This window comes from Acidovorax facilis (genome assembly GCF_023913775.1).
Lineage (GTDB): Bacteria > Pseudomonadota > Gammaproteobacteria > Burkholderiales > Burkholderiaceae_C > Acidovorax > Acidovorax facilis.
The window spans coordinates 1-21,280 of the sequence record NZ_JAMXAX010000050.1 but is presented as its reverse complement, the minus strand read 5'-3'; the positions used below and the strand labels follow the sequence as shown (position 1 = coordinate 21,280).

Annotated in this window: 20 protein-coding genes; 14 read left to right on the top strand and 6 right to left on the bottom strand. The window is 67.2% G+C overall.

Annotated elements, in window-relative coordinates; genetic code table 11:
- Window positions 1-84 precede the first annotated feature (84 nt).
- From NFX52_RS15195 to NFX52_RS15170, 6 genes are all read left to right on the top strand, one after another.
- The gene (locus NFX52_RS15195; protein WP_055398326.1) at window positions 85-960 is read left to right on the top strand and encodes a PhzF family phenazine biosynthesis protein; all 876 of its coding nucleotides are present in this window, start codon (window positions 85-87) and stop codon (window positions 958-960) included.
- Window positions 957-1,676 carry a VOC family protein gene (locus tag NFX52_RS15190; protein WP_082437444.1) on the top strand — a complete coding sequence of 240 codons (720 nt, stop codon included), beginning with the start codon at window positions 957-959 and terminating at the stop codon, window positions 1,674-1,676. The genes NFX52_RS15195 and NFX52_RS15190 overlap by 4 nt, the downstream gene beginning before the upstream one ends.
- A 5-nt stretch (window positions 1,677-1,681) precedes the next feature.
- Complete coding sequence (locus NFX52_RS15185; protein ID WP_055398327.1) at window positions 1,682-2,323, top strand: LysE family translocator; 642 nt, start codon at window positions 1,682-1,684, stop codon at window positions 2,321-2,323.
- Window positions 2,320-3,306 carry a threonine dehydratase gene (locus tag NFX52_RS15180; protein ID WP_055398328.1) on the top strand — a complete coding sequence of 329 codons (987 nt, stop codon included), beginning with the start codon at window positions 2,320-2,322 and terminating at the stop codon, window positions 3,304-3,306. The genes NFX52_RS15185 and NFX52_RS15180 overlap by 4 nt, the downstream gene beginning before the upstream one ends.
- 100 nt (window positions 3,307-3,406) lie before the next feature.
- The gene (locus NFX52_RS15175) at window positions 3,407-5,140 is read left to right on the top strand and encodes an NHL repeat-containing protein (RefSeq protein WP_156358725.1); all 1,734 of its coding nucleotides are present in this window, start codon (window positions 3,407-3,409) and stop codon (window positions 5,138-5,140) included.
- 103 nt (window positions 5,141-5,243) lie between these two features.
- Window positions 5,244-5,915: a histidine phosphatase family protein gene (locus NFX52_RS15170; RefSeq protein ID WP_055398330.1), complete on the top strand. Its 672-nt coding sequence runs from the start codon at window positions 5,244-5,246 to the stop codon at window positions 5,913-5,915.
- Window positions 5,916-6,090: 175 nt separating this feature from the next.
- Here NFX52_RS15170 and NFX52_RS15165 read toward each other — a convergent pair whose 3' ends face one another.
- Genes NFX52_RS15165 through NFX52_RS15155 form a run of 3 tightly spaced genes read right to left on the bottom strand, consistent with a single transcriptional unit; the run spans window position 6,091 to window position 7,841 of the window.
- A complete protein-coding gene (locus NFX52_RS15165) occupies window positions 6,091-6,555 on the bottom strand; it encodes a GNAT family N-acetyltransferase (RefSeq protein WP_055398331.1) in 465 nt (154 codons plus the stop codon).
- A gap of 34 nt (window positions 6,556-6,589) precedes the next feature.
- The gene (locus NFX52_RS15160; protein WP_055398332.1) at window positions 6,590-7,450 is read right to left on the bottom strand and encodes a creatininase family protein; all 861 of its coding nucleotides are present in this window, start codon (window positions 7,448-7,450) and stop codon (window positions 6,590-6,592) included.
- 31 nt (window positions 7,451-7,481) lie between these two features.
- A complete protein-coding gene (locus tag NFX52_RS15155) occupies window positions 7,482-7,841 on the bottom strand; it encodes a hypothetical protein (RefSeq protein ID WP_055398333.1) in 360 nt (119 codons plus the stop codon).
- Between the two features lie 112 nt (window positions 7,842-7,953).
- On the opposite strand from NFX52_RS15155, the gene NFX52_RS15150 reads away from it, so the two are divergent.
- The 5 genes from NFX52_RS15150 to NFX52_RS15130 all read left to right on the top strand — a co-directional run bounded on the left by NFX52_RS15150 (window position 7,954) and on the right by NFX52_RS15130 (window position 16,699).
- Window positions 7,954-8,715 (top strand): alanyl-tRNA editing protein, encoded by a 762-nt coding sequence (locus tag NFX52_RS15150; RefSeq protein WP_055398334.1) that lies wholly within the window; start codon window positions 7,954-7,956, stop codon window positions 8,713-8,715.
- A 300-nt stretch (window positions 8,716-9,015) separates the two neighbouring features.
- Window positions 9,016-12,834 (top strand): DUF748 domain-containing protein, encoded by a 3,819-nt coding sequence (locus tag NFX52_RS15145; RefSeq protein WP_252635707.1) that lies wholly within the window; start codon window positions 9,016-9,018, stop codon window positions 12,832-12,834.
- Between the two features lie 112 nt (window positions 12,835-12,946).
- Complete coding sequence (locus NFX52_RS15140) at window positions 12,947-15,190, top strand: protein-disulfide reductase DsbD family protein (protein ID WP_055398335.1); 2,244 nt, start codon at window positions 12,947-12,949, stop codon at window positions 15,188-15,190.
- A 46-nt stretch (window positions 15,191-15,236) separates the two neighbouring features.
- Window positions 15,237-15,845 carry a thioredoxin family protein gene (locus NFX52_RS15135; protein WP_176887210.1) on the top strand — a complete coding sequence of 203 codons (609 nt, stop codon included), beginning with the start codon at window positions 15,237-15,239 and terminating at the stop codon, window positions 15,843-15,845.
- 83 nt (window positions 15,846-15,928) lie between these two features.
- The gene (locus tag NFX52_RS15130) at window positions 15,929-16,699 is read left to right on the top strand and encodes a hypothetical protein (RefSeq protein ID WP_055398337.1); all 771 of its coding nucleotides are present in this window, start codon (window positions 15,929-15,931) and stop codon (window positions 16,697-16,699) included.
- A gap of 277 nt (window positions 16,700-16,976) precedes the next feature.
- Here the strand turns inward: NFX52_RS15130 and NFX52_RS15125 are convergent, their stop codons facing one another.
- Window positions 16,977-17,327, bottom strand: a complete 351-nt coding sequence (locus NFX52_RS15125; RefSeq protein ID WP_055398338.1) for an MliC family protein — start codon at window positions 17,325-17,327, stop codon at window positions 16,977-16,979.
- A 105-nt stretch (window positions 17,328-17,432) separates the two neighbouring features.
- Here NFX52_RS15125 and NFX52_RS15120 point away from each other — a divergent pair, with 105 nt between their 5' ends.
- Entirely contained in the window at window positions 17,433-17,948 is a 516-nt protein-coding gene (locus NFX52_RS15120; RefSeq protein WP_055398339.1) for a CoA-binding protein, read from the top strand.
- An 88-nt stretch (window positions 17,949-18,036) separates the two neighbouring features.
- The gene (locus NFX52_RS15115) at window positions 18,037-19,362 is read left to right on the top strand and encodes an O-acetylhomoserine aminocarboxypropyltransferase/cysteine synthase family protein (protein WP_055398340.1); all 1,326 of its coding nucleotides are present in this window, start codon (window positions 18,037-18,039) and stop codon (window positions 19,360-19,362) included.
- On the opposite strand, the gene NFX52_RS15110 is transcribed toward NFX52_RS15115, so the two are convergent.
- Entirely contained in the window at window positions 19,359-19,814 is a 456-nt protein-coding gene (locus NFX52_RS15110) for a methyltransferase family protein (protein ID WP_055398341.1), read from the bottom strand. The genes NFX52_RS15115 and NFX52_RS15110 overlap by 4 nt on opposite strands.
- A 90-nt stretch (window positions 19,815-19,904) precedes the next feature.
- Here NFX52_RS15110 and NFX52_RS15105 point away from each other — a divergent pair, with 90 nt between their 5' ends.
- A complete protein-coding gene (locus tag NFX52_RS15105) occupies window positions 19,905-20,498 on the top strand; it encodes a Crp/Fnr family transcriptional regulator (RefSeq protein ID WP_055398342.1) in 594 nt (197 codons plus the stop codon).
- Window positions 20,499-20,505: 7 nt separating this feature from the next.
- Here the strand turns inward: NFX52_RS15105 and NFX52_RS15100 are convergent.
- A partial coding sequence (locus tag NFX52_RS15100; RefSeq protein WP_252635706.1) for an IclR family transcriptional regulator occupies window positions 20,506-21,280 on the bottom strand: 775 nt, incomplete at its 5' end.

Sequence of the window (21,280 nt, the reverse complement as noted above, 5' to 3'; positions counted from 1 at the left end):
CGGGCAACACACCCGGTAAGCCCCCGGCGTGCCTCCACCGTCACCTCACTGGCCGCATCACCGATTTTTCTACCAAGGACCACCATGCAACAGCGCCCCTTCCAACAAGTCGATGTTTTCACCGCCCAGGCCTACCGGGGCAACCCGCTGGCCGTGGTGCTCGATGGCACGGGCCTGTCCACCGAGACCATGCAGGAGTTCACGAACTGGACCAACCTGTCCGAAGCCACCTTCTTGTTGCCACCCACTCCCGAAGGCCGCGCCGCCGGTGCCGACTACCGCGTGCGCATCTTCTGCCCCGGGCGCGAACTGCCTTTTGCCGGCCACCCCACGCTGGGCAGCTGCCACGCCTGGCTGCAGGCCGGGGGCAAGCCCCAGGTAGCAGGCAAGGTGGTGCAGGAATGCGGCGTGGGCTTGGTCACGCTGCGCCAGGATGGCGACCGCCTGGCTTTTGCCGCGCCTGCGTTGATCAAAAGCGGCCCGCTGGCGGAAGACGACGTGGCCTTGATTGCCAGGGGCCTGGGGGTGGACCGCAGCGACATCCTGCACCACGCCTGGTGCGACAACGGCCCCAACTGGCGCGGGGTGATGCTGCGCTCGGCTGAGCAGGTGCTGGCGCTCAAGCCCGACGCCAGCATCCTCGGCCAACTCGATGTGGGCGTGGTGGGACCGCGCGGAAAAGTGGGTGTCATCGGCAGCACGGACGCAGAAGGCATCGCCTTCGAGGTGCGCGCTTTTTTCCCCGGCAACAACGGCCTGGCCGAAGACCCCGTCACCGGCAGCCTGAATGCCGCGCTGGCGCAGTGGCTCATCGGCGCCGGGCTGGCCCCCACGCAGTATGTGGCCGCCCAAGGCTCCTGCCTGGGGCGCGCCGGGCGGGTGTACGTGCAGCAGGACGGGGACACCATCTGGGTAGGCGGCAGCTCGGTCACCTGCGTGTCGGGCGAGGTGCTGCTGTGACCACGGCCATCCCCCAGCACCCACCCTGCGTGGACCACCTGGTTGTGTTGGCTACGGACCTTGCCAGCGGCGTGGCGTGGTGCGAGCGCACGCTGGGCATCACCCCCACGGCGGGCGGTGAACACCCGCTGATGGGCACACACAACCGCATCATCAACGTCTCCAGCCCGGCGCATTCGCGCATCTATCTGGAGATCATTGCTATCAACACAGGAGCAACTCCCGCAATACCAGCGGGCGCAAGGCGCTGGTTCGACATGGACGATGCGGCTCTGCAGCAGCAGGTGGCAGCGCACGGCCCGCAGCTCATCCACTGGGTGGCCTCCGTGCCCGACGTGGCCGAGCGGTGTGCCGCGCTGGGGGCGCTCGACATCGAGCGCGGCGCCATCGTCACCGCCAGCCGGCCCACGCCAAACGGCCTGCTGCAATGGCAGATCACCGTGCGCGACGATGGCCTGCGCCTCATGGACGGCTGCCTGCCCACGCTCATCCAGTGGGGCGCGGTGCACCCATGCGACAGCCTGCCCGCCAGCGGTGTGCAACTGCAGCGGCTCACGCTGCAGCATCCGCAGGCCGCCACGCTGCAGGCCGCGTGCGAAGCGGTGGGGGTAGCAAACACCGTCGCCATCACACCCGGCAACACGCCCCGGCTCAGCGCACAGCTCAGCACGCCACAGGGCCCGGTCACCCTCTCGTCGTTCACCCTCCAGGAGTAACCACTATGCTTTTCTCTGTGCAGGAACTGCTGCTCTTCACACTCGCCGCCCTCGTGCTGGTGCTCACGCCGGGCCCCAACATGGTGTACTGCGTATCGCGCAGCCTCACCCAGGGGCCACGCGCCGGGCTCATCTCACTGACCGGGGTGGTGCTGGGTTTTGTCGTACACCTGCTGGCAGCTGCACTGGGGCTGACCGCGCTGCTGGCCGCCGTGCCACTGGCGTTTGACGCCATCCGCTACGCCGGTGCCGCCTACCTGCTGTGGATGGCCTGGCAGGCCGTCAAACCCGGCGGCGCTGCTCCCTTCGAGGCGCGCAACCTGCCGCACGACCGCCCGCGCACGCTGTTCCTCATGGGCTTCATGACCAACCTCCTGAACCCCAAGGTGGCCATGTTCTACCTGTCGTTCTTCCCGCAGTTCCTGCACCCCGAGCGCGGCCAGCTGCTGCAACAAAGCCTGACGCTGGGCGCGGTGCAGATCAGCACCAGTGCCGCCGTGAACGCGCTGCTGGTGCTGGGTGCCGCCCGCGTGGCGCTGTTCCTCAACCGCAATGCTGCATGGATGCGCGCCCAGCGCTATTTCATGGGCACCGTCCTGGGTCTGCTGGCCCTCAAACTGTTGACTGAAAAGAAAGCCGCCGCATGAACACCCGCCTCGACCCCACCGCCCTGCTGCCCACCCTGGCCGACATCGAAGCCGCTGCCGAGGTGGTGTACCGCGACTTCGCCGCCACGCCCCAGTACCGCTGGGGCCTGCTCAGCCAGCGCCTGGGCACCGACTGCTGGCTCAAGCACGAGAACCACACGCCCGTCGGCGCCTTCAAGATCCGCGGCGGGCTGACCTACTTTGACCAGCTCGCACAACGCGGCTCGCTGCCCATGGAAGTGATCAGCGCCACACGCGGCAACCACGGCCAAAGCATGGGCTGGGCCGCGCGCCGCCACGGCGTGGCCTGCACCATCGTCGTGCCACGCGGCAATTCGGTCGAGAAAAACGCTGCCATGCGCGCACTGGGCGTCACGCTCATCGAACATGGCGACGACTTTCAGGAAGCGCGCGAGCACGCAAAGCAGCTCGCCGCCCAGCGCGGCGCCCACATGGTGCCCAGCTTCCACCCCGACCTGCTGCGCGGCGTGAGCACCTACTGGTGGGAATTTCTGCGCGCCGTGCCGCAGCTCGATGTGGTGTATGTGCCCATCGGCCAGGGTTCGGGCGCGTGCTCGGCCATCGCGGCCAAGCTGGCGCTGCAGCACCCCGTGCGCGTGGTCGGCGTGGTCAGCAGCCACGCCACCACCTATGCCGATTCGCTGGCCGCCGGCCGCGTGATCGAGGCGCCCGTCACCACCCAGCTCGCCGACGGAATGGCCTGCCGCGTGGCCGACCCTGAAGCCCTGGCCGTGATGGCCCCGCACATCGACCACATCGTGCAAGTGAGCGACGCCGAAGTGGCCGCCGCCATGCGCGCCTTGTTCACCGACACGCACAACGTGGCCGAGGGTGCAGGCGCCGCGGCGCTGGCGGCAGCGCTGCAGGAACGCGACCAGCTCCAGGGCTTGCATGTGGGCCTGGCGTTGACAGGCGGCAACGTGGATGCGCCGATGTTTGCGCAGGTGCTGCAAGCGAGCTAACCAGAGCCAGAACCGGCCGGCCCCGGCCGCAAGGTGTTGGACAATGCCCGCACGGCAGCAGTCATGGCCTGCCGTGCCACAAAAAAACGAGGGAGTGTCCATGCCATCCAAACCACCATCGGTCTACCGCTGGGGCCTGCGCGCTGTCGTCGCCTTGCAGTGCCTGCTGATTTGCGCGTTTGTCTACCGTTACATGGCTGCACCCGCCCCCCAAGGGCCGCGCCTGCCCGCCGTTCAAGGGGCGACGCTGTGGTTGGAGAGCCACGGGGCTTTGCACCAGTTCGACACGCAAGGACAGCGGTTGCAGCGCATAGAGCTGTCGGCATTGCAACTGTCTCCCAACCCCACCAGCCTGCAGTTCACGCAAGCCCACATCTTCTGGGTACACGACGCGAGCCGCGTTCACCGCTGCGACCTGTCGCAAAAGCGGTGCATGGCGCTGGACTTGCCCGAGTTATCCGGCCGGTCAGATTACCGTTGGGTGCGCGTCAGCAGCGATGAGTCGGAGGTCGTGGTGTCCGATGCGTCGGGGCACCAGGTGCTGGTGTACCAACGCAACTCTGCCGATGGCAAATACCTTCTGCAGCGCACCTACGCCGACGGCATGCGTTTTCCCAACCAGACTCTGCAGACCCCAGACGGGATGTGGGTAGCCAACACCAACCAGCACCAGATCGTGCGACTGCTCAGTGGGCCTTCTGGCACACAACCGGCACGCAGCGAACACCCCATCACGCACCCTGACCTGCGGCCCACACGGCGGTTTCCGTTTGCCATGGCCCGCGACCCGCAGGAGCGCCTGTGGGTGCTCGTGGCAGACGGCGGCATGCGCAACGCTGACCTGCTGCGAATGAACCAGCAGGCGCAGCCCGAACGGGTGATTCCCATCGCGCAGCAGCAAGACCCGAACGCCATCGTATTTTTCGACCAACACCTGCTGCTGACCGACATGCGCAACTTTGTCGTGCAGCGGCTGGACTTGCAGGGTCAGGTGCTGGCGCCGTTCGGCGATGCGCCCTTTCGCGCCGAACTGGCGGCCGCCCATCAGCAATACAGGGCCCTCGGGCGCCTGCCCACGCTGTTGATTTCCAGCATCTGCGTCTTGATGCTGGCGGCCCTGTGGTTTGCCTGGAAGTCTGGCGAACTGGGCCAGCTGCGGGGCGCCGCGTGGCGAAAACCCGCGCCCCAGCCCAGCGCGACGGGTACCGCGCCTCCTCCCGTCGCCAGCGCAACTCCGCTCCCACCCGGACGCATCACCACCGTGAAGGCACTTCCCGGCAGCACCCGCACCACCCGGCACGCGGTGGTGGTCGGGGGTGTCTTGATGTGCGCTGTCATGGCCACGATCTCCTATGAGTTGTGGCCCTACGCCACGCAGTTTCCATGGATGTCCGGCAAGCCCAGCATTCTCTTCAGCGCGGCATTGCTGCTCCCCTTGGTCGCGTTGCCTCCCCTCCTGATGGCCCAGGGCTGGAGACAGCTCAAGGCACTGGAGTCGATCCGCATCGGCACCGATGGGGTGCGTATCCAGGCACAAGTGGGCAAGCGGCGCTATCAGGCGCTGGCGGACCAGGTCACTTGCACGCGCCAGCACCTGCTCATCGGCACAGCCATGGTGCCCTTGCGGCACCGTGGCTCCGCGTTGTTTGACGAAGGCGGTCTGCGCCAGAACATCATCGACCGGCTCCCTCAGATGACCATGCACGACAGCATCTGGCACAACGGACTGATCACCCACTACTGGCGGCACGGCGGCTGGCGCGGGCGCTGCACGGTGGTCGGCATGGCTGTCCTGCTGGGCCTGACCCTCTGGGTTCCATTCGCGTTGCGTTGAGCCACGGAGCGCTGGTGCAGCGCAACATAAAATACTATTGATTTGATAGCACACGTCGCCCTAGCGACAAGCGGTAGCCACGCTCTTGAGCACAATCCGCCGCATGGGAACCCTCTACCTCGTGCGCCACGGCCAGGCCTCGTTTGGCGCAGATGACTATGACGTGCTCAGCGCGCGCGGGCGCGAACAGGCCGTGCGCCTGGGCGAATACTGGCGAGCGCGGGGGATGGCGTTCGACGCCGTCATCACCGGCACGCTGCGCCGCCACACGCAAACGCTGGAAGGCATTGCCGAAGGCTTGCAGGCCATGCCCCAAGTGCTTCAATTGCCGGGCCTCAACGAATACGACAGCCACGCACTCATCGCGGCCATCCACCCCCAGCCGCTGGGCAAAGCCGATACGCCCGAGTTGTACCGCGCGCACTTTCGCATCCTGTGCGACGCGCTGGCGCAGTGGATGGCGGGCGTCATCAGCCCGCAGGGCATGCCGACGTGGAACGAATTTTCAGCCGGCGTGCGCGCTGCGCTTGACCATGTGCGCCACCACCACGCGGGCCACAACGTGCTGCTGGTAAGCAGTGGCGGCCCCATTTCCACGGCCGTGGGCGAGGTGCTGGGCACCGCACCCGAGGTGACCATTGCGCTGAACATGCGCATCCGCAACAGCGCGGTGACGGAGTTCTCGATCTCGCCAAAGCGGTTGATGCTGCAGACGTTCAACACGCTGCCACACCTGAACGAGCTGGAGCATGCGGGATGGGTGACGCATGCTTGACGCCTGAGGTCGGGATTTTGGGTATTTTTGGTTTCTAGCGCCTATTGGACAAGCGCCAAAAGCTATGCAATTTATAGCAAACTGACATTCCTGGCCCCCACTGCGCCCGGCAGCAGCACCGCGACTCCAGGCCGCTCCCACACCGGAATCCGTGTTGGGGAACCTTACCGCCCCTCTACAAATCCAGCGCCAGAAACCGGGTTCCCGGCACCGGGTTGAAGCTCACGGGCTCAGCGGTGACAAAGCCCAAGGATTCATAGAGCCTTTGGGCCGCGACAAATTCGGGAAGCACGTCCAGGCACATGCGCCGGTAGCCGGCCTCCCTCGCGACGCGCAGCATCTCCTCGACCAGCTTCCGCCCCAGATCCATCCCCCGGGCCACAGGCCGCACATACACGCGCTTCAACTCGCAGGTGCCGTCCTCCACACGGCGCAGGGCCGCACAGCCCACCACACGGCCCTCGACGACGGCCAGCAGAACACCGCCATCGGGCTCCGCGTACTTGCCGGGCAGCTCCGCGAACTCCTGCTCATAGTCCTGAAAATCGAGATTGGCGGTCGGACTCTGGACGTACTCGCGAAAGATCGCGGTGACTGCGGGGAGATCGTCGGGGAAGATGGCGCGCCGGATCGTGGTCATGCGGGGACGGACGGGAGGGGTTGCGCAAATGCGCTCATTCGGTCTCGGGGCGCACAGTCTGCAGCGGCAGGTGCACCAGCTCCTGCAGCAGCGCCACCAATTGCCCTGCCGCAGCGTCCACCACCGCCTGCCCTTTATCGGCCGTGGCTCCAGCCGCATTGCCCACCGCACCGGCCGGGTGGTAGTCCTGCATCTGCCAGCCCAGCTTGGCACTTTTGCCGTTGCCCAGAATGGCGTAGCGCTCCGACCGGTCTTGCGACGTGGAGCGGAAATCCCGCGCATGCTCCATGTGCACCGTGCCGGGTGCCAAGTGCAGCATCATCGAGGTCTCGATCTCGCCCGCGTGGATGCCAAAGCGGTGCTCCTGGGCGCTGAACTGGCCTGCCACCGCCTCGGGCAGCGGCAGGCTGAACCAGCTGGCGCTGTAGACGATCAGGTCGCAGCGCGTGCGCAGCTCGCGCGCCACGATGTCCATCACGCTCACCTGGCCACCGTGCCCGTTGAACAGCAGCAGCTTCTTGACGCCTGCACGGGCCACACATTCCCCGATCTCGGTCCACAGTGCAATCACCGTGGCGGGCGAGAGGGTGAGCGTGCCCGGAAAGCGGATGTGCTCCGGGCTCAGGCCCACGTTCTGTGACGGTAAAAACAGCACGGGCAGGTCGGCGGGCAGTTGCGGCAATGCAGCGTCGATCACGCCCTGCAGTAGCGTGGCGTCCACCGACAGCGGCAGGTGCGGGCCATGCTGCTCGACGGCGGCCAGGGGCAACACCGCTACGACCTGATCGGCCTGGCCGCTGTGCTGCAGCGCGGCAAAGTCGCGGGTGGACAGGTCGGCCCAAAAGTGCGAGGGCAAGGAGAGTGGTGCAGATTGGGGCGCGGCGGCAGCGGTCATGCCGCGATGTTAGGGCCTGTTCCGGGCCGCGTCACTTCAGCGCCATCTTGCCCAGCCACACCAGCAGGTGTGCCACGCCCATCACCAGCAGAGCGGTGGATGCCAACCCACTGGCCCAGCTGCCCAGGCCACGGCGGCGCTGCCAGGCGCGTACCACCAGAGCCACCACCCAGCCCACCGCTGCCAGCCCGGCCCACAGCATCCACAACAGCCCCACGCCCAGGCAGCCAAAGCTCTCGCAGTACAGCGAGAAGGTGTAGTAGGACAGGCCCCCCAATGCCACGCACAGCCCCAGCAACAGCACGTCCAGCGTGCGCGAGACCCACACCGCCCTGCGCGAAAGCGGGGCCGAAGAAGACGACTGTGGCGATGAGGGCAAGGGCGTGTTCATGAAAAACCGAAGGTGAAGCGGCGCGGGATGATGCGTTGCAGAAACCCCTGCAGCCCAGCATAGCGCCCGCCTCACCGCCGCGCGCCGCCGCCCATCCCGCTACCATCACCGCATGACCCAAGACCTCTTCCGCCAAGACGCCTACCTGCGCGAATGCAGCGCCCACATCACCGCCGTCACCGATACCGGCATCGTGCTGGACCAGACCGTGTTCTACCCCCTGGGCGGCGGCCAGGCCGGTGACAGCGGCGTGCTGGTGCTGGCCGACGGCACAGAGATCGCCATCACCGACACCCGCAAGGGCAAGGACGCCGAAGGCAACCCCACCAGCGACATCGTGCACATCCCCGCCCCCGGGCAGGAAGACCGCGTGGCGCAGCTGGCCCAACAGGGACCAGGCACCGCCGTCACGGCCCGCATCGACTGGGAGCGCCGCCACCGCATGATGCGGCTGCACACCACCAGCCACCTGCTGTGCCATGTGGTGCCGCAGCTGGTCAACGGCTGCTCCATCACGCCCGACTATGCGCGGCTGGACTTTGCGATGACCGACCCGCTGGACAAGGAGCAGCTCACCGCCGCCATCGCCACCCTGGTGGCCGCTGCGCACCCGCTCACCGTGGCATCGATCAGCGACGAAGAACTGGACGCCAACCCCGCGCTGGTCAAAAGCATGAGCGTGCAGCCCCCGCGCGGCACCGGGCGCATCCGCACCATCCGCATCGGTGGCGAAGACAACGCGCCGCTGATCGACCTGCAGCCCTGCGGCGGCACGCATGTGGCCAACACGTCGGAGATCGGCGCCATCGTGGTGACCAAGATTGAAAAGAAAAGCGCCACCACCCGAAGGGTGGTGCTGGGCTTTGCCCAGTGAGCGAAGCGAAGAGCGCTTTTCTTTGGGACGGAATCATTTGCACGCAGTGCAAGTGAGGCCGCGCCAAAAGTCCCAGCCATAAACCCACCACCCGCAGGGTGGTGCTGGGTTTTGCCCAGTGAGCGCAGCGACGAGCACGCTCCTCAAATGTCAACAATCTTGAGCCGCCGCAGCCCCCGGTTGCAATGGCTTACCCCGCCAGACCCACAACGGGGACAATAGCGGCCCGCGCGCGCGGCCTTTTTTGGACTTCTTGCACCCGGCTTCCTGGGGCTGCGGCGCTCACTTTTGCCTGCCGCCATGCCGATCTCCCTGCGCTCCGTCTCGTTTGCCTCCCTGCGCCAGCACCGCTGGTTCCGCCCTGTCGTCCGCGCGCTGGCGGGTTTGATCGTCCTGTGGCTGGTCACCTGGCTGGCCATTCCGCCGCTGGTCAAGGGGCCGCTGGAGCGCATTGCGTCCGAACAACTGGGCCGCACCGTCACCGTGGGGGGCATCGACTTTGAGCCCTGGAGCCTGGAATTCGCGCTGCGCGACGTGGCCGTGGCAGGTGCCAACGGCGCGCCCCCACAGCTGACCATTGGCCGCGTCTATGCCGATGGCGAGTTGCAGTCGCTGCTGCGCCTGGCGCCCGTGGTGGACGCCTTCACCATCGAAAACCCGGTGCTGCGCATCACCCACCTGGGCGACGGCCGCTATGACGTGGACGACATCATCGCCAAGGTCACCGCGCCCACCACCGAACCCGAGCCCGACAAAGGCCCCGCACGGGTGGCGCTGTACAACCTGGCACTGACGGGTGGCAGCATCGACTTCTCGGACACCGCCGTGGATAAAACCCACGAGGTGCGCGATCTGGCCCTCAAGGTGCCTTTCATCAGCACCTTGCCGTCGCAACGCGAGGTGAAGGTCGAGCCCCACCTGGCGTTCACGCTCAATGGCAGCCGGTTTGACTCGTCCGCCCAGGGCACGCCGTTTGCGCAGACCGGCCAGGCTGACGCGCAGATTCGGCTGGACGGGCTGGACCTCGCACCCTACCTGGGCTATTTGCCAGCCAACCTGCCCGTCAAGGTGCTGGGCGCCACGCTGGATGCGGATGTGAAGGTGGCCTTTGAGCAGCACCCGCGCATGGCCGTGAAGCTGACCGGCACCGTGCAAGCCAGCGGCGTACGCATCGCAGACCGCCAGGGCGCCGACCTTCTGAGCTACGAGCGCCTGAAAGTCGACATGGCCGATGTGCGCCCGCTGGACCAGGTGGTGCGACTGCAGCATGTGGAGCTGACCGCGCCCGTGGTCACCGCCACGCGCGATGCAGCAGGCCAGATCAACCTGGCGCAACTGGCACCGCCTGCACCGCCGCCATCGGCGGTCAAGGGCAAGACCCACGCACCTGCGGCACCTGCATCTGCTGAACCGGCGTCTTCGCCACTGACCAGCGCCAGCGCAGCATCGGCCTCTGCCTCGCCCGCTTCCTCCAGCAAAGCCAAGGCCAAGGCCGCACCCGCCTGGGTCGTGGAAGTCGCCACCGCCGCAGTGCGCGGCGGCACCCTGCGCTGGGCCGACCAGACCACGCGCCCCGCAGCGGCCCTGCAGGCCACAGAGGTCACGCTGGATGCGGCCGACGTCGCCGTCCCCTTCGCCAAACCCTTTACCTTCAAGGGCGGGCTCAATCTGCAGGGCAGCACACTCAGCTTCACCGGCGAAGCCACGGACCAGAAGGCCCAGGTCAACGCCACCCTGAACGCCCTGGCCCTGCAACTGGCCGCGCCCTACCTGGCCCAGACGCTGGAGCCCACGGTGTCCGGCCAGCTCACGGGCGATGTGGGCGTGGTGTGGCAAGCGCCCACACCGCAAGCCGCACAGGCCGGTGCCACCGGCGTCACCCTCAAGGCAGGCCCCCTGGCGCTGGAGCAACTGGCCGTCAAGCAGGGCAAGACCACCCTGGCCAGCCTGGGCAAGCTCGACATTGCCGGGGCCGAAGTGCCCCTGGACGCACGCGCCGCCACGCTGGAGCGCCTGGCCATCAGCCAGCCGCAACTGGCGGTGGAACGGGGCGCGGACGGGCGCTGGATGTTCGAGCGCTGGCTCAAGGCAGCGCCCTCCGTGCAAGGCAGCGCAACGACCGACCCAGCCCCCGCCAGCGACGCCGCGCCCTGGAAGCTGCGCGTGGCCGATTTCTCGGTGCAAGGCGGCACCGTCTCGCTGGCCGACAACGCCCAGCCGCGCCCCGTGGCGCTGGACGTGACGGCCCTGGGCATCACCGCCCGCAACCTGGCCAGCGACGGCAGCAAGCCCGAAGCTTTCACGCTCACCGCCCGCGCCGCCGCACCGGGCAAGGGCAGCAAGGCCGCGCCGGGCAAGCTCGACTACCAGGGCACGCTGGCCCTGCAGCCGCTGACCACCCAGGGCAAGCTCGACGCCACCCGCCTGCCGCTGCACGCACTGGACGGCTACCTGGCCAGCCAGCTGTCGGTAGAACTGCTGCGCGCCGATGTGGGCTACCGGGGCCAGGTGGCCCTGGCGCAGACCGACAAAGGAGTCAGCCTGCGTCTGAGCGGTGATGCCGTGGTGGAAGACCTGCAGGCCAACAGCACCGCCGCCTTCACCCCCAAGACCGAGGCCCAGGTGGGTGAGGAACTGCTGGCCTGGAAGAGCCTGAACCTGCGCGGCCTGGCCGTGGCCACCGCCCCCGGCACCGCGCCGCGCGTGGAGGTCAAGGAGACCAGCCTGGTGGACTTTTTTGCCCGGGTCACCATCAACGAGGCCGGCCGCATCAACCTGAGCGACATTGCCAAGACCCCGGCCGAGGCACGGGCGGCCAATGCGGCCAGCGCCGCTGCCAGCACGGCCGCCCCCACGGCATTGGCCCTCGCCACAGCCACAGCCGCATCGGCAGCGCCCACAGCCCCTGCCCAGGCTGCGGTGGCCCAGGCCGACCCGCTGGCCCCAGTGGTGGTCTTTGGCCCCGTGAGCCTGGTCAACGGCAAGGTGCTGTTCTCGGACTTCTTCATCAAGCCCAACTACTCGGCCGACCTGTCGGAGCTGACTGGCAAGCTCAGCGCGTTCTCGTCCGAAGCCTCGGGTGGCGAGCCCATGCTCGCCGACCTGGAGCTGCGCGGCCGCGCCGAGGGCTCGGCGTCGCTCGAAGTGACCGGCAAGCTCAACCCGCTGGCCAAACCGCTGGCCCTCGACATCGTGGGCAAGGTGCGCGACCTGGAGCTGCCCCCGCTCACGCCCTATTCCGTCAAATACGCGGGCCATGGCATCGAGCGCGGCAAGCTCAGCGTGGACGTGAACTACAAGGTGCTGCCCAACGGCCAGCTCACCGCCAGCAACCGGCTGGTGCTCAACCAGCTGACCTTTGGCGAGCCCGTGGAGGGCGCGCCCAACAGCCTGCCTGTGAAGCTGGCCGTGGCCCTGCTGGCCGACCGCCAGGGCGTGATCGACCTGGACCTGCCCATCAGCGGCTCGCTCAACGACCCGCAGTTCCGCATTGGCCCGGTGATCTTCAAGATCATCGTCAACCTCATCGGCAAGGCGCTGACCTCGCCCTTCAGCCTGCTGGCCAGCGCCTTCGGCGGTGGCGACGAGATGAGCCACGTGCCCTTTGCCCCCGGCAGCGCCACGCTCACGCCCGAGGCGCAGCAGAACCTGGACAAGGTAGCCAAGGTCCTGGCCGACCGCCCCGCGCTCAAGATCACTGTGACCGGCACGGCCAGCCTGCCAGACGAGCGCGAAGGCCTGCGGCGCGAGAGCCTGCAGCAGCGGGTGCTGGCCGAAAAACGCCGTGCCAACCCGGGCGATACCGCCCCCGTATCAGCCGCCGAATACCCCGCCCTGCTCAAGGAGGTGTACCGCCGCGCCGACATCCCCAAACCGCGCAACCTGGTCGGCCTGGCCAAGGAGCTCACCGTGCCCGAGATGGAAGCCCTGCTGCTGGCCAACCAGCCCGCCACCGAGGCCATGGCCGCCGAACTGGCCACGCAGCGCGGCCAGGCGATCCGCGCGTACCTGGTGGCACAAAAGCTGCCCGTGGAGCGACTGTTTGTGGCGGCGCCTAAAACGGGCAAACAAGCCGAAAAGTGGACACCCCGTGCGGATTTGAGCCTGGCGACACAATAGGCGGCTGGCTGGCGGAAGGTTCCGGGGAATCCCCCCCGCCAGTCTGATCGCCCCGCAGGCAGCTCGCTGGGCGCCGGAACCAAACCCGTCAGCCCCGCTCCCACACTGCACCATGTCCTACCGCCTGTTCCACCGCCTTGCAGTTACTCTTCTTTTGATAGCTGCTAGCGCTTACTGGACAAGCGCTAGCGCGCAATTTAGCTCAAAAACCAGCGGACAGGGCACCAGCGTGGTCACCACGCCTTATGTGCGCGCCGAGTTGCTGGCCCATGCGCCCCAGGGCGTGGCGCCCGGCCAGCCGCTGTGGCTGGGCCTCTCGATCACCCACCAGCCCGAGTGGCACACCTACTGGAAGAACCCTGGCGATTCTGGCCTGCCCACCGACCTGGCCTGGACGCTGCCAGCCGGTCTGGACGCGGGCGAGATCGCCTGGCCCCTGCCCAAGAAGATCCCCATCGGCACGCTGGCCAACTATGGCTACGAAGGCACGGTGCTGCTGCCCGTGCCCGTCACCGTGGCCAGCAGTTTTGCCCCGAGCCCGTTGGCCAAGGACGCGACGATCAATCTGCGCGCCTCCTGGCTGGTGTGCCGCAAGGAGTGCATTCCCGAAGAAGGCGAATTCACGCTGCAGTTGCCCATCCAGAGCACCACGGCGCTCAACGGCGCCGCCTTTGAGGCGGCCGCCAAGGCCCTGCCCCAACCCGTGCTGGCAGGCACCAACGGCATCGTGCCGGACAGCCAGGCGCAGATTGCCGACGGCAACCTGCTGAACGTCAGCGTGCAGGGCCTGCCCGTGGCGCTGCGTGGCAAGACACTGGACCTGTTCCCCGAAACCGCCGAAGTCATCGACAACGCCGCGCAGTGGAAGCAGGCCTGGAACGGCAGCGTGTGGACCGCGCAGATTCCCCTGTCTGCCCAGCGCAGCGCCAGCCCCAGCCTGATGCCCGTGGTGCTGGCCGAGCAGTCGCCCGCACATGCCACTGGCCCCGACACGCGCACCGGCTACCGCGCAGAGCTGAAGGTGCTGGGCACCTGGCCGCAGGTGGCGTCGGTTGCCAGCGTGTCGCCCGCGCTGGAGGCCGCGCTCAAGGCCAATGCTGCGCAGGCAAGCGGCGCTGCCGCGCCAGCCATGGGCTCCGGCGCCTCGTCCCTCACCCTCACGGCCGCGCTGCTGGGCGCCTTGCTTGGCGGGCTCATCCTCAACCTCATGCCCTGCGTGTTCCCGGTGCTGGCGATCAAGGTGGTGGGCTTTACCCAGCATGCGCAAGACCGGCGCGCGCACCGCGTGAGCGGCATCGCCTACACAGCGGGTGTGGTGCTGTCGTTCATCGCCCTGGGCGCCCTCATGCTGGGCCTGCGCGCAGCAGGCGAGGCGGTGGGCTGGGGCTTTCAGCTGCAGTCGCCCGCCGTGGTGGCATCGCTGGCGGCGCTGTTCACGCTGATCGCGCTGAACCTGGCGGGCGTGTTCGAGTTCGGGCATTTTCTGCCGTCCTCGGTGGCCAGCCTGCAGGCCCGCCACCCTGTGGCCGACAGCTTCCTCACCGGTGTGCTCGCCGTGGCCGTGGCATCGCCCTGCACTGCGCCGTTCATGGGCGCATCCCTGGGCCTGACCGCCACGCTGCCCGCGCCCCAGGCGCTGGCCGTGTTTGCGGCGCTGGGGCTGGGGCTGGCGCTGCCGTACCTGGCAGCCAGCTTTGTGCCCGCCGTGGCGCGCGCCCTGCCACGCCCCGGCGCGTGGATGGACACCTTCCGCAAGCTCATGGCCTTCCCCATGCTGGCCACTGTCGTCTGGCTGGTGTGGGTGCTGGGCCAGCAAAGTGGTATCGACGGCGCGGGTGCGCTGCTGATCCTGCTGGTGGGCCTCTCGCTGGTGGTGTGGGCGCTGTCGCTGGCCGGACGCGCGCGCATGTGGATGGCCACGGTGTCGCTGGCGACGATGGCGCTGCTGGTGTGGGCCTTTGTGCCCCACATCACCCACGTGCCCACCGCGCAGGGCGCCACACAGGCGTCCTCTGCGAGCGGCTGGCAACCCTGGGCACCCGGCGCGGCCGAGCAGATCGTGGCCACGGGCCGCCCGGTGTTTGTGGACTTCACCGCTGCCTGGTGCGTGACCTGCCAGTACAACAAGAAGACCACGCTGGCCGACGCCGATGTACTGGCCGATCTGCAAACCAAGAACGTCGCCCTGCTGCGTGCTGACTGGACGCGCCGCGACCCCGCCATTACTGCGGCGCTGACCCAGCTTGGACGCAGCGGCGTGCCGGTGTACGTGTTCTACCGCCCCGGCAAGCCGCCGGTGGTGCTGACCGAGGTGCTCAGCGTGGACGAGGTGCGCGCCACCATCGCCCAGCTGTAGCCCTCCCTGCTTTCGACCACCCGCCAACCCTTCAGGAGACCCCGCCATGAAGCTGCTTCGCCGTACGTTGATCGCCACCGCTGCCCTGGTTGCACTGGGCGCCCAGGCCGCCGCCACCGTGGGCCAGCCCGCGCCCGACTTCACGCTCAAGGACACGTCGGGCAAAACCGTGCGCCTGTCGGACTTCAAGGGCAAACACGTGGTGCTGGAATGGACCAACCCCGGCTGCCCCTTCGTGCGCAAACACTACGACAGCGGCAACATGCCCGCCACGCAGAAGGACGCCACCGGCAAAGGTGTGGTGTGGCTGTCCATCAACTCCACCGAAAAAGCCAGCAGCGACTACCTGGAGCCCGCCAAGCTGATGGCCTGGAAGCAGGAGCGCAAGTCCGCCCCCACCGCCGTGCTGATGGACGAGGAAGGCACCGTGGGCAAGAGCTACGGCGCCCGCACAACGCCACACCTGTACATCGTCAATCCGCAGGGCCTGCTGGTATATGCAGGCGGCATCGACAGCATTCCGTCGGCCCGCCCGGCCGACATCGAGAAGGCCACCAACTATGTGAAGGTGGGGCTGGCCGAGGCGCTGGCGGGCAAGCCGATTTCGACGGCAACGACGGCGCCGTATGGGTGCAGCATCAAGTACAAGTCCTGAGCCAGGAATTGCGCTGCCGCCCACACTACATGCAGTGTGCGGCGACCCTGTTGTGCATTGGCAGGCACCACTAAGATGCAGGCATGCACTGCGAACAATGCCGCCGCCCGCTCCAGCACTCCCAAGAGATCTGCCAAGCCTGCAACCAGGAACTGTCGTACCCCGCCAGCAGCAACTCCAACAAGGCCCTGGGCGTTGGTCGGCACCATTGCCCCGCATGCAACGGATTCTTCGATCATTGGACCACCACCCTATTGCCCCGCAACGCCCGCTGGTACACGCCCCAGGGGCAGGCGATCACCTGTCCCCTGTGCGAAGAGGTCTTGCAGTGGAAGCGGGATGCAGAACCCGAACAACTCCCTGCTGGTTTTCAGGGCATCGCCTTCGGCCTGATGTGGGGCATCGCCTACACCATCCATCCCCACGTCCGACTGTGGGCTACGGAACAATTGGGCAAATGGTCCCTGCTCCTGATCCCACTGCTGCTGATCGTTATGTTTTTCGTCGCCGTGCGGCCATCAGTTCAAGGGGTGGGGGTCGGCCCCGGTCGCTTCATACTGGCACAGGTCCAACCAAACAGAAAAGCCAAAATTTGGGCCGGCCTGCTCAGCGGCACAGCTGTCTTTGTCGGCCACTGGGCTGTCCCGCAAGACACTTGGCTGTCCCTGTGGTGTGCGTGGTTCGGGCTGGGCGCTTCGGGCTGCGTAGCTGCAGTTCTGTGGCGGCACTTTGCAGAGCGGCGTAAACACTTGCAGCCCCAAGTCATTCAACCCAGCTCCCTGTCCGCCTCTTGTAGCCCTTCGCCCCGATACTCGTCGCATCAGCAACCGACATCGCGCTCTGGACCAGTGTGACAGCAACGCAGCAGTTTAGGCCTAGCCAGGCCTCAGCGGTATCCCCAAGCACGTCTCCATTGGCCGCGCAAGCCCGCCCTTGATCGCAATGACGGGGTTCTGGGCGTGGATGAAGCGCGCCCCATATTTGCCCGGTTGTAGAAACGGGTCACGTTCCTTCAATAGGCGCCACCAGTGGCAACAGGATCAGTGATACCTAGCAGGGGCTTCGCACCCACCCGTCCCCGGAGAACGGCATGGCCTTACGGCAGCACAAATCTGCAAGCTAAAAAGAACTTCAGCGCGCCACGCAGTTCACCCGCAGAGCGCGCGGCGTGTGCATGTACATGGTGTTGCCCTTGCCACGGATGTACGTTCCGCCATCACCGTATCCAAAACCCGACGCCACGCGCTCAGGCTGCAGCGGCACGGTGCGGCCGTTCATCTCCAGCAGCGCGGGGCCGTCGGGCTGAGCGGGCCAGTGCACCACCAGCATGGGGCCACGGTCACAGGCGTAGGTCGTGACGCGCTGGACCTTGGGCACATCAGGGGCGCGGGGCGGTGTGCAGGCGCTCAGGGCAAGGGTGGACAAGACAACAGCCGTGGCGACAAGGCCAGTGGTGCGGCGGGCGCGTGGTGGGTTCTGCACGGGATCTCCTCGGATTCTGGGTCGGTGCCACCGTGTTGATGGCAGTGTGGGTGGACAACGCGGGGGTCTGGCGCCGCAGCGGTTCGCCCCCATACACTGCCATGTATGAAACGCACGCCCGACACCATCAGCACCCTGCGCGATATTCTGACGCACTGCCGCACCCTTGCGGTGGTGGGACTGTCGCCCCAATGGCACAGACCCAGCTATTTCGCGGCCAAGTACATGCAGGCACATGGCTACCGCATCGTGCCGGTGAATCCGCTCGTCGCGCGCGAGGGCGGGCAGATCCTGGGCGAAACCGCCTACGCCAGCGTGACCGAAGCCGCTGCCGCGCTGGCGGCGCAGGGGCAGAAGATCGACATGGTGGACTGCTTTCGCAAAAGTGAGGACATCCCGCCGCTGGCCGATGAAGCCATCGCCATCGGCGCAAAGTGCCTGTGGCTGCAACTGGGGGTGTTCAACGAGGCGGCCAGGCAACGCGCCGAGGCCGCCGGGATGCAGGTGATCGAAAACCGCTGCGTGAAGATCGAGCACGCGCGGCTGTTTGGCGGCCTGGGCTGGATGGGCGTGAACACACGGGTCATCAGCGCCAAGCGCCTGCGGCAGCTGCCTTACTAGCCAATTCGCAGCCAAACTCAAAGCTATCAAATTCATAGCTATTAGCGCTTATCCATAAAGCGCTAGCAGCCAATTTCCTCAAAATCCCATGTCCTCAGCCCCCTCCAATGGCGCCGACCGCGAGTTCGGCTTTGGCACCCGCGCCATCCACGCCGGCGCCCAGCCCGACCCCGTGACTGGCGCACGCGCCACGCCCATCCTCCAGACGACGAGCTTTGTGTTCGACAACGCCGAGCACGCCAGCAGCCTGTTCAACCTGCAGACCTTTGGCAACGTCTACAGCCGCATCAGCAACCCCACGGTGGCGGTGTTCGAGGAGCGCATTGCGAGCCTCGAAAACGGCCGTGCCGCACTAGCCTGTGCCAGCGGCATGGCCGCGCAGATGGCGGCGCTGCTGGCCATCCTGAAGACCGGGGACCACATCGTGGCGGCCAGCACGCTGTATGGCGGCACGGTGGGGCAGCTGGGCGTGGGCTTCGCGCGCTTAGGGATAGAGACCACCTTTGTGGACCCGGCCGACCCCGAGAACTTTGCCCGTGCCATGCGCCCCAACACCCGCGCCGTGTATGGCGAAACCATTGGCAACCCACTCGTCAACGTGCTCGACATCGCCGCCGTGGCCGAGGTGGCGCATGCGCACGGCGTGCCGCTCGTCATCGACAACACGGTGGCCAGCCCCTACCTGTGCAACCCCTTGCAGCTCGGCGCCGACATCGTGGTGCACAGCGCCACCAAGTACATCGGCGGCCACGGCACCACCATGGGCGGCGTGGTGGTGGAGGGTGGCAAGTTTCCGTGGGACAACGGCAAGTTCCCCGAGATGGTGGAGCCCAGCCGCGCCTACCACGGCGTGAAGTTCTACGAGACCTTTGGCGACTTTGGCTACACGATGAAGGCGCGCATGGAGGTCAACCGCACCTTCGGCGGCGTGCTCTCGCCCATGAACGCGTGGCAGCTGCTGCAGGGCGCCGAAACCCTGCACCTGCGCATGCGCGAGCACTGCCGCAATGCGTTGGCGGTGGCGAAGTTTCTGCAAAGCCATCCGCAGGTGGCGTGGGTCAACTACCCGGGTCTGGCGGATTCGCCGTACTACGATCTGGCGCAAAAGCAGTTTCGTGCTGTGGACGGGGCGCCGGGCGCCTCGGGCATCCTCACGTTTGGCGTGAAGGGAGGCGCTGCGGCGGGCGAGAAGTTCATCGACGCCTGCGAGTTCCTGAGCCACCTCGCCAACATCGGCGACGCCAAGACGCTGGTGATCCACCCTGCGTCAACCACGCACCGCCAACTGAGCGAAGAAGAGCTGGCCCGCGCTGGCGTGAGCGCGGACATGGTTCGGCTGTCGGTGGGGATTGAAGACCTGGACGACATCCTGTGGGACGTTGACCAGGCACTGGCGCGCTCTCAAGGAGCCTAGATCCAGCGCCGCACATCCCGGCAGTAGTCCGCGTACTGGCGTCCAAAACGGGCCGCCAGCTTGCGCTCTTCGAGCGGGATGTACCAGCACTGCGCGAGCACAAAAAACTGCAACACCAGCAACCACGGCGACAAAGTGCCCAGCGCCAGCGCCACACCCGCGAGGGCCAGCAGCATGCCCAGGTACATGGGGTTGCGCGTGTGTGCAAACAGGCCTGCTGTGGTGAGCGTGCCGGGCTCGCCAAAGGTGTTGATGTTGGTGCCGATGCGCCTGAACAGGCGAGCATGCCACTGGGCCACGACCAGGCCCGCCAGCACCAGCACACCCCCCGCCCACCAGGCCAGCACACGCCCATCAGCGGGCAGCACGGCCACGGGCCAGATGCGCTGCAAAATCACCATCGCACCGACCGACGCAAACCAGACCACAGGGGGCAGCAGCAAACGTTGCATTCCGACCTCTCCTTGCACAATCAAGACATGGCCCGCAGTCTGCCGATGGCGTGCTGTGCTGGCGATAACCTGGGTTAACGGAGTCCTCTTTTGCCGACCTTTTCTCATTCCACCCACACGGTGCTGGAGCAACTGGCACAGGCCCCGCTGCCCGAGTGGGAGGCTCTGGACCGCGCCACCACGGTGCGGCAGCTGCGGCCGGGCGAGGTGCTGTTCCACGCGGGCGAGGCGCAGCCCCGGGTCTTTGTGGTGAACCAAGGGCTCATCAAGATGGTGTACGAGACGGCCGTAGGTGACGCCTGGGTCAAGGGGTTTGTGCCGGCTGGCATGTGTTTTGCCAGCCTCACGGCACTGCAGCCGGGCGGCGTTACCAGCTACACCGCCCTGGCGGAAGGCGGGCCCTGCACGGTGGAGCAGATCGACCATGCCGCGCTGGAAGCGCTGGCCGCGCGCCACATGGGGTGGCAGCGCGCGCTGAGCAATGCCTACCGCCTGTACGGCCAGCGCAAGGAGCAGCGCGAGATGGAGTTGCTCACGCTGTCGCCCGAAGAGCGCTACCGGCGCTTTCTGCAGCAGCACCCGCAGATCGCCGCCCAGGTGCGCCAGCGCGACATTGCCAGCTATGTGCGCGTGACGCCGGTGGCGCTCAGCCGCATCAAGGCGCGCATATTGCGCGGCGGCTGACGGCGGCTCAGGGTTTGGTGCCCTGCGCGGCGCCCAGGCGCTGCGACAGGCTGCGCGCGGTGTCGCGCAGATGGCCTGCGGCAGCACTGCCCGGCCCCGTCTGCAGCGTGGCGCTGGGCCCTATCACCGCCAGGCACAACACCAGCTGCCCAAACCCGTCAAACACCGGCGTTGCCAGCGCGCTGATGCCGGGCAGGAGCTGGTCGGTCACCTCGCTGATCTGGTGCTGGCGCACCGCCTCCAGTTCGGCCGCAAACGCGGGTTCATCCAGGGCCCCCGCAAACCCTTCGGCCGCCAGCGCAGCCGCAGCGCGCTCGCGCGGGCCGAAGGCTGCAAACACCTTGCCCGTGGCCGTGTGCCGCACCGAGGCCGTGGTGCCGTGGCGCATGGCCACATACACGGCGGTGGGGCCCTCCTCCACACGAATGATGGTGGGGCCACTGTCGCCCCAGACCGAGGCCGACACGGTGTAGCCGATGCGCTGGGCCAGCGCGGGCAACTCGGCAATGGCCAGGCGCACCGGGTCCACCTGCTGCAGGCTGATCAGGCCCAGCTGCATGGCCAAGGGGCCCAGGCCGTAGTGGCCGCTCACGGCGTCCTGCTCGATCAGGCCCAGCTTGCCGAAGCTCACCAGGTAGGGGTGGGCCTTGGCGGCCGTCATGTCCGCCGCGCGGGCCAGGTCCTTGAGCGCCATGCGCCGGCCGGTGCGCGCCAGCACCTTCAGCAGCTGGCCGCCCACCTCCACGCTCTGAATGCCGCGCGGGCTGCGAGGCGTGTCTTCG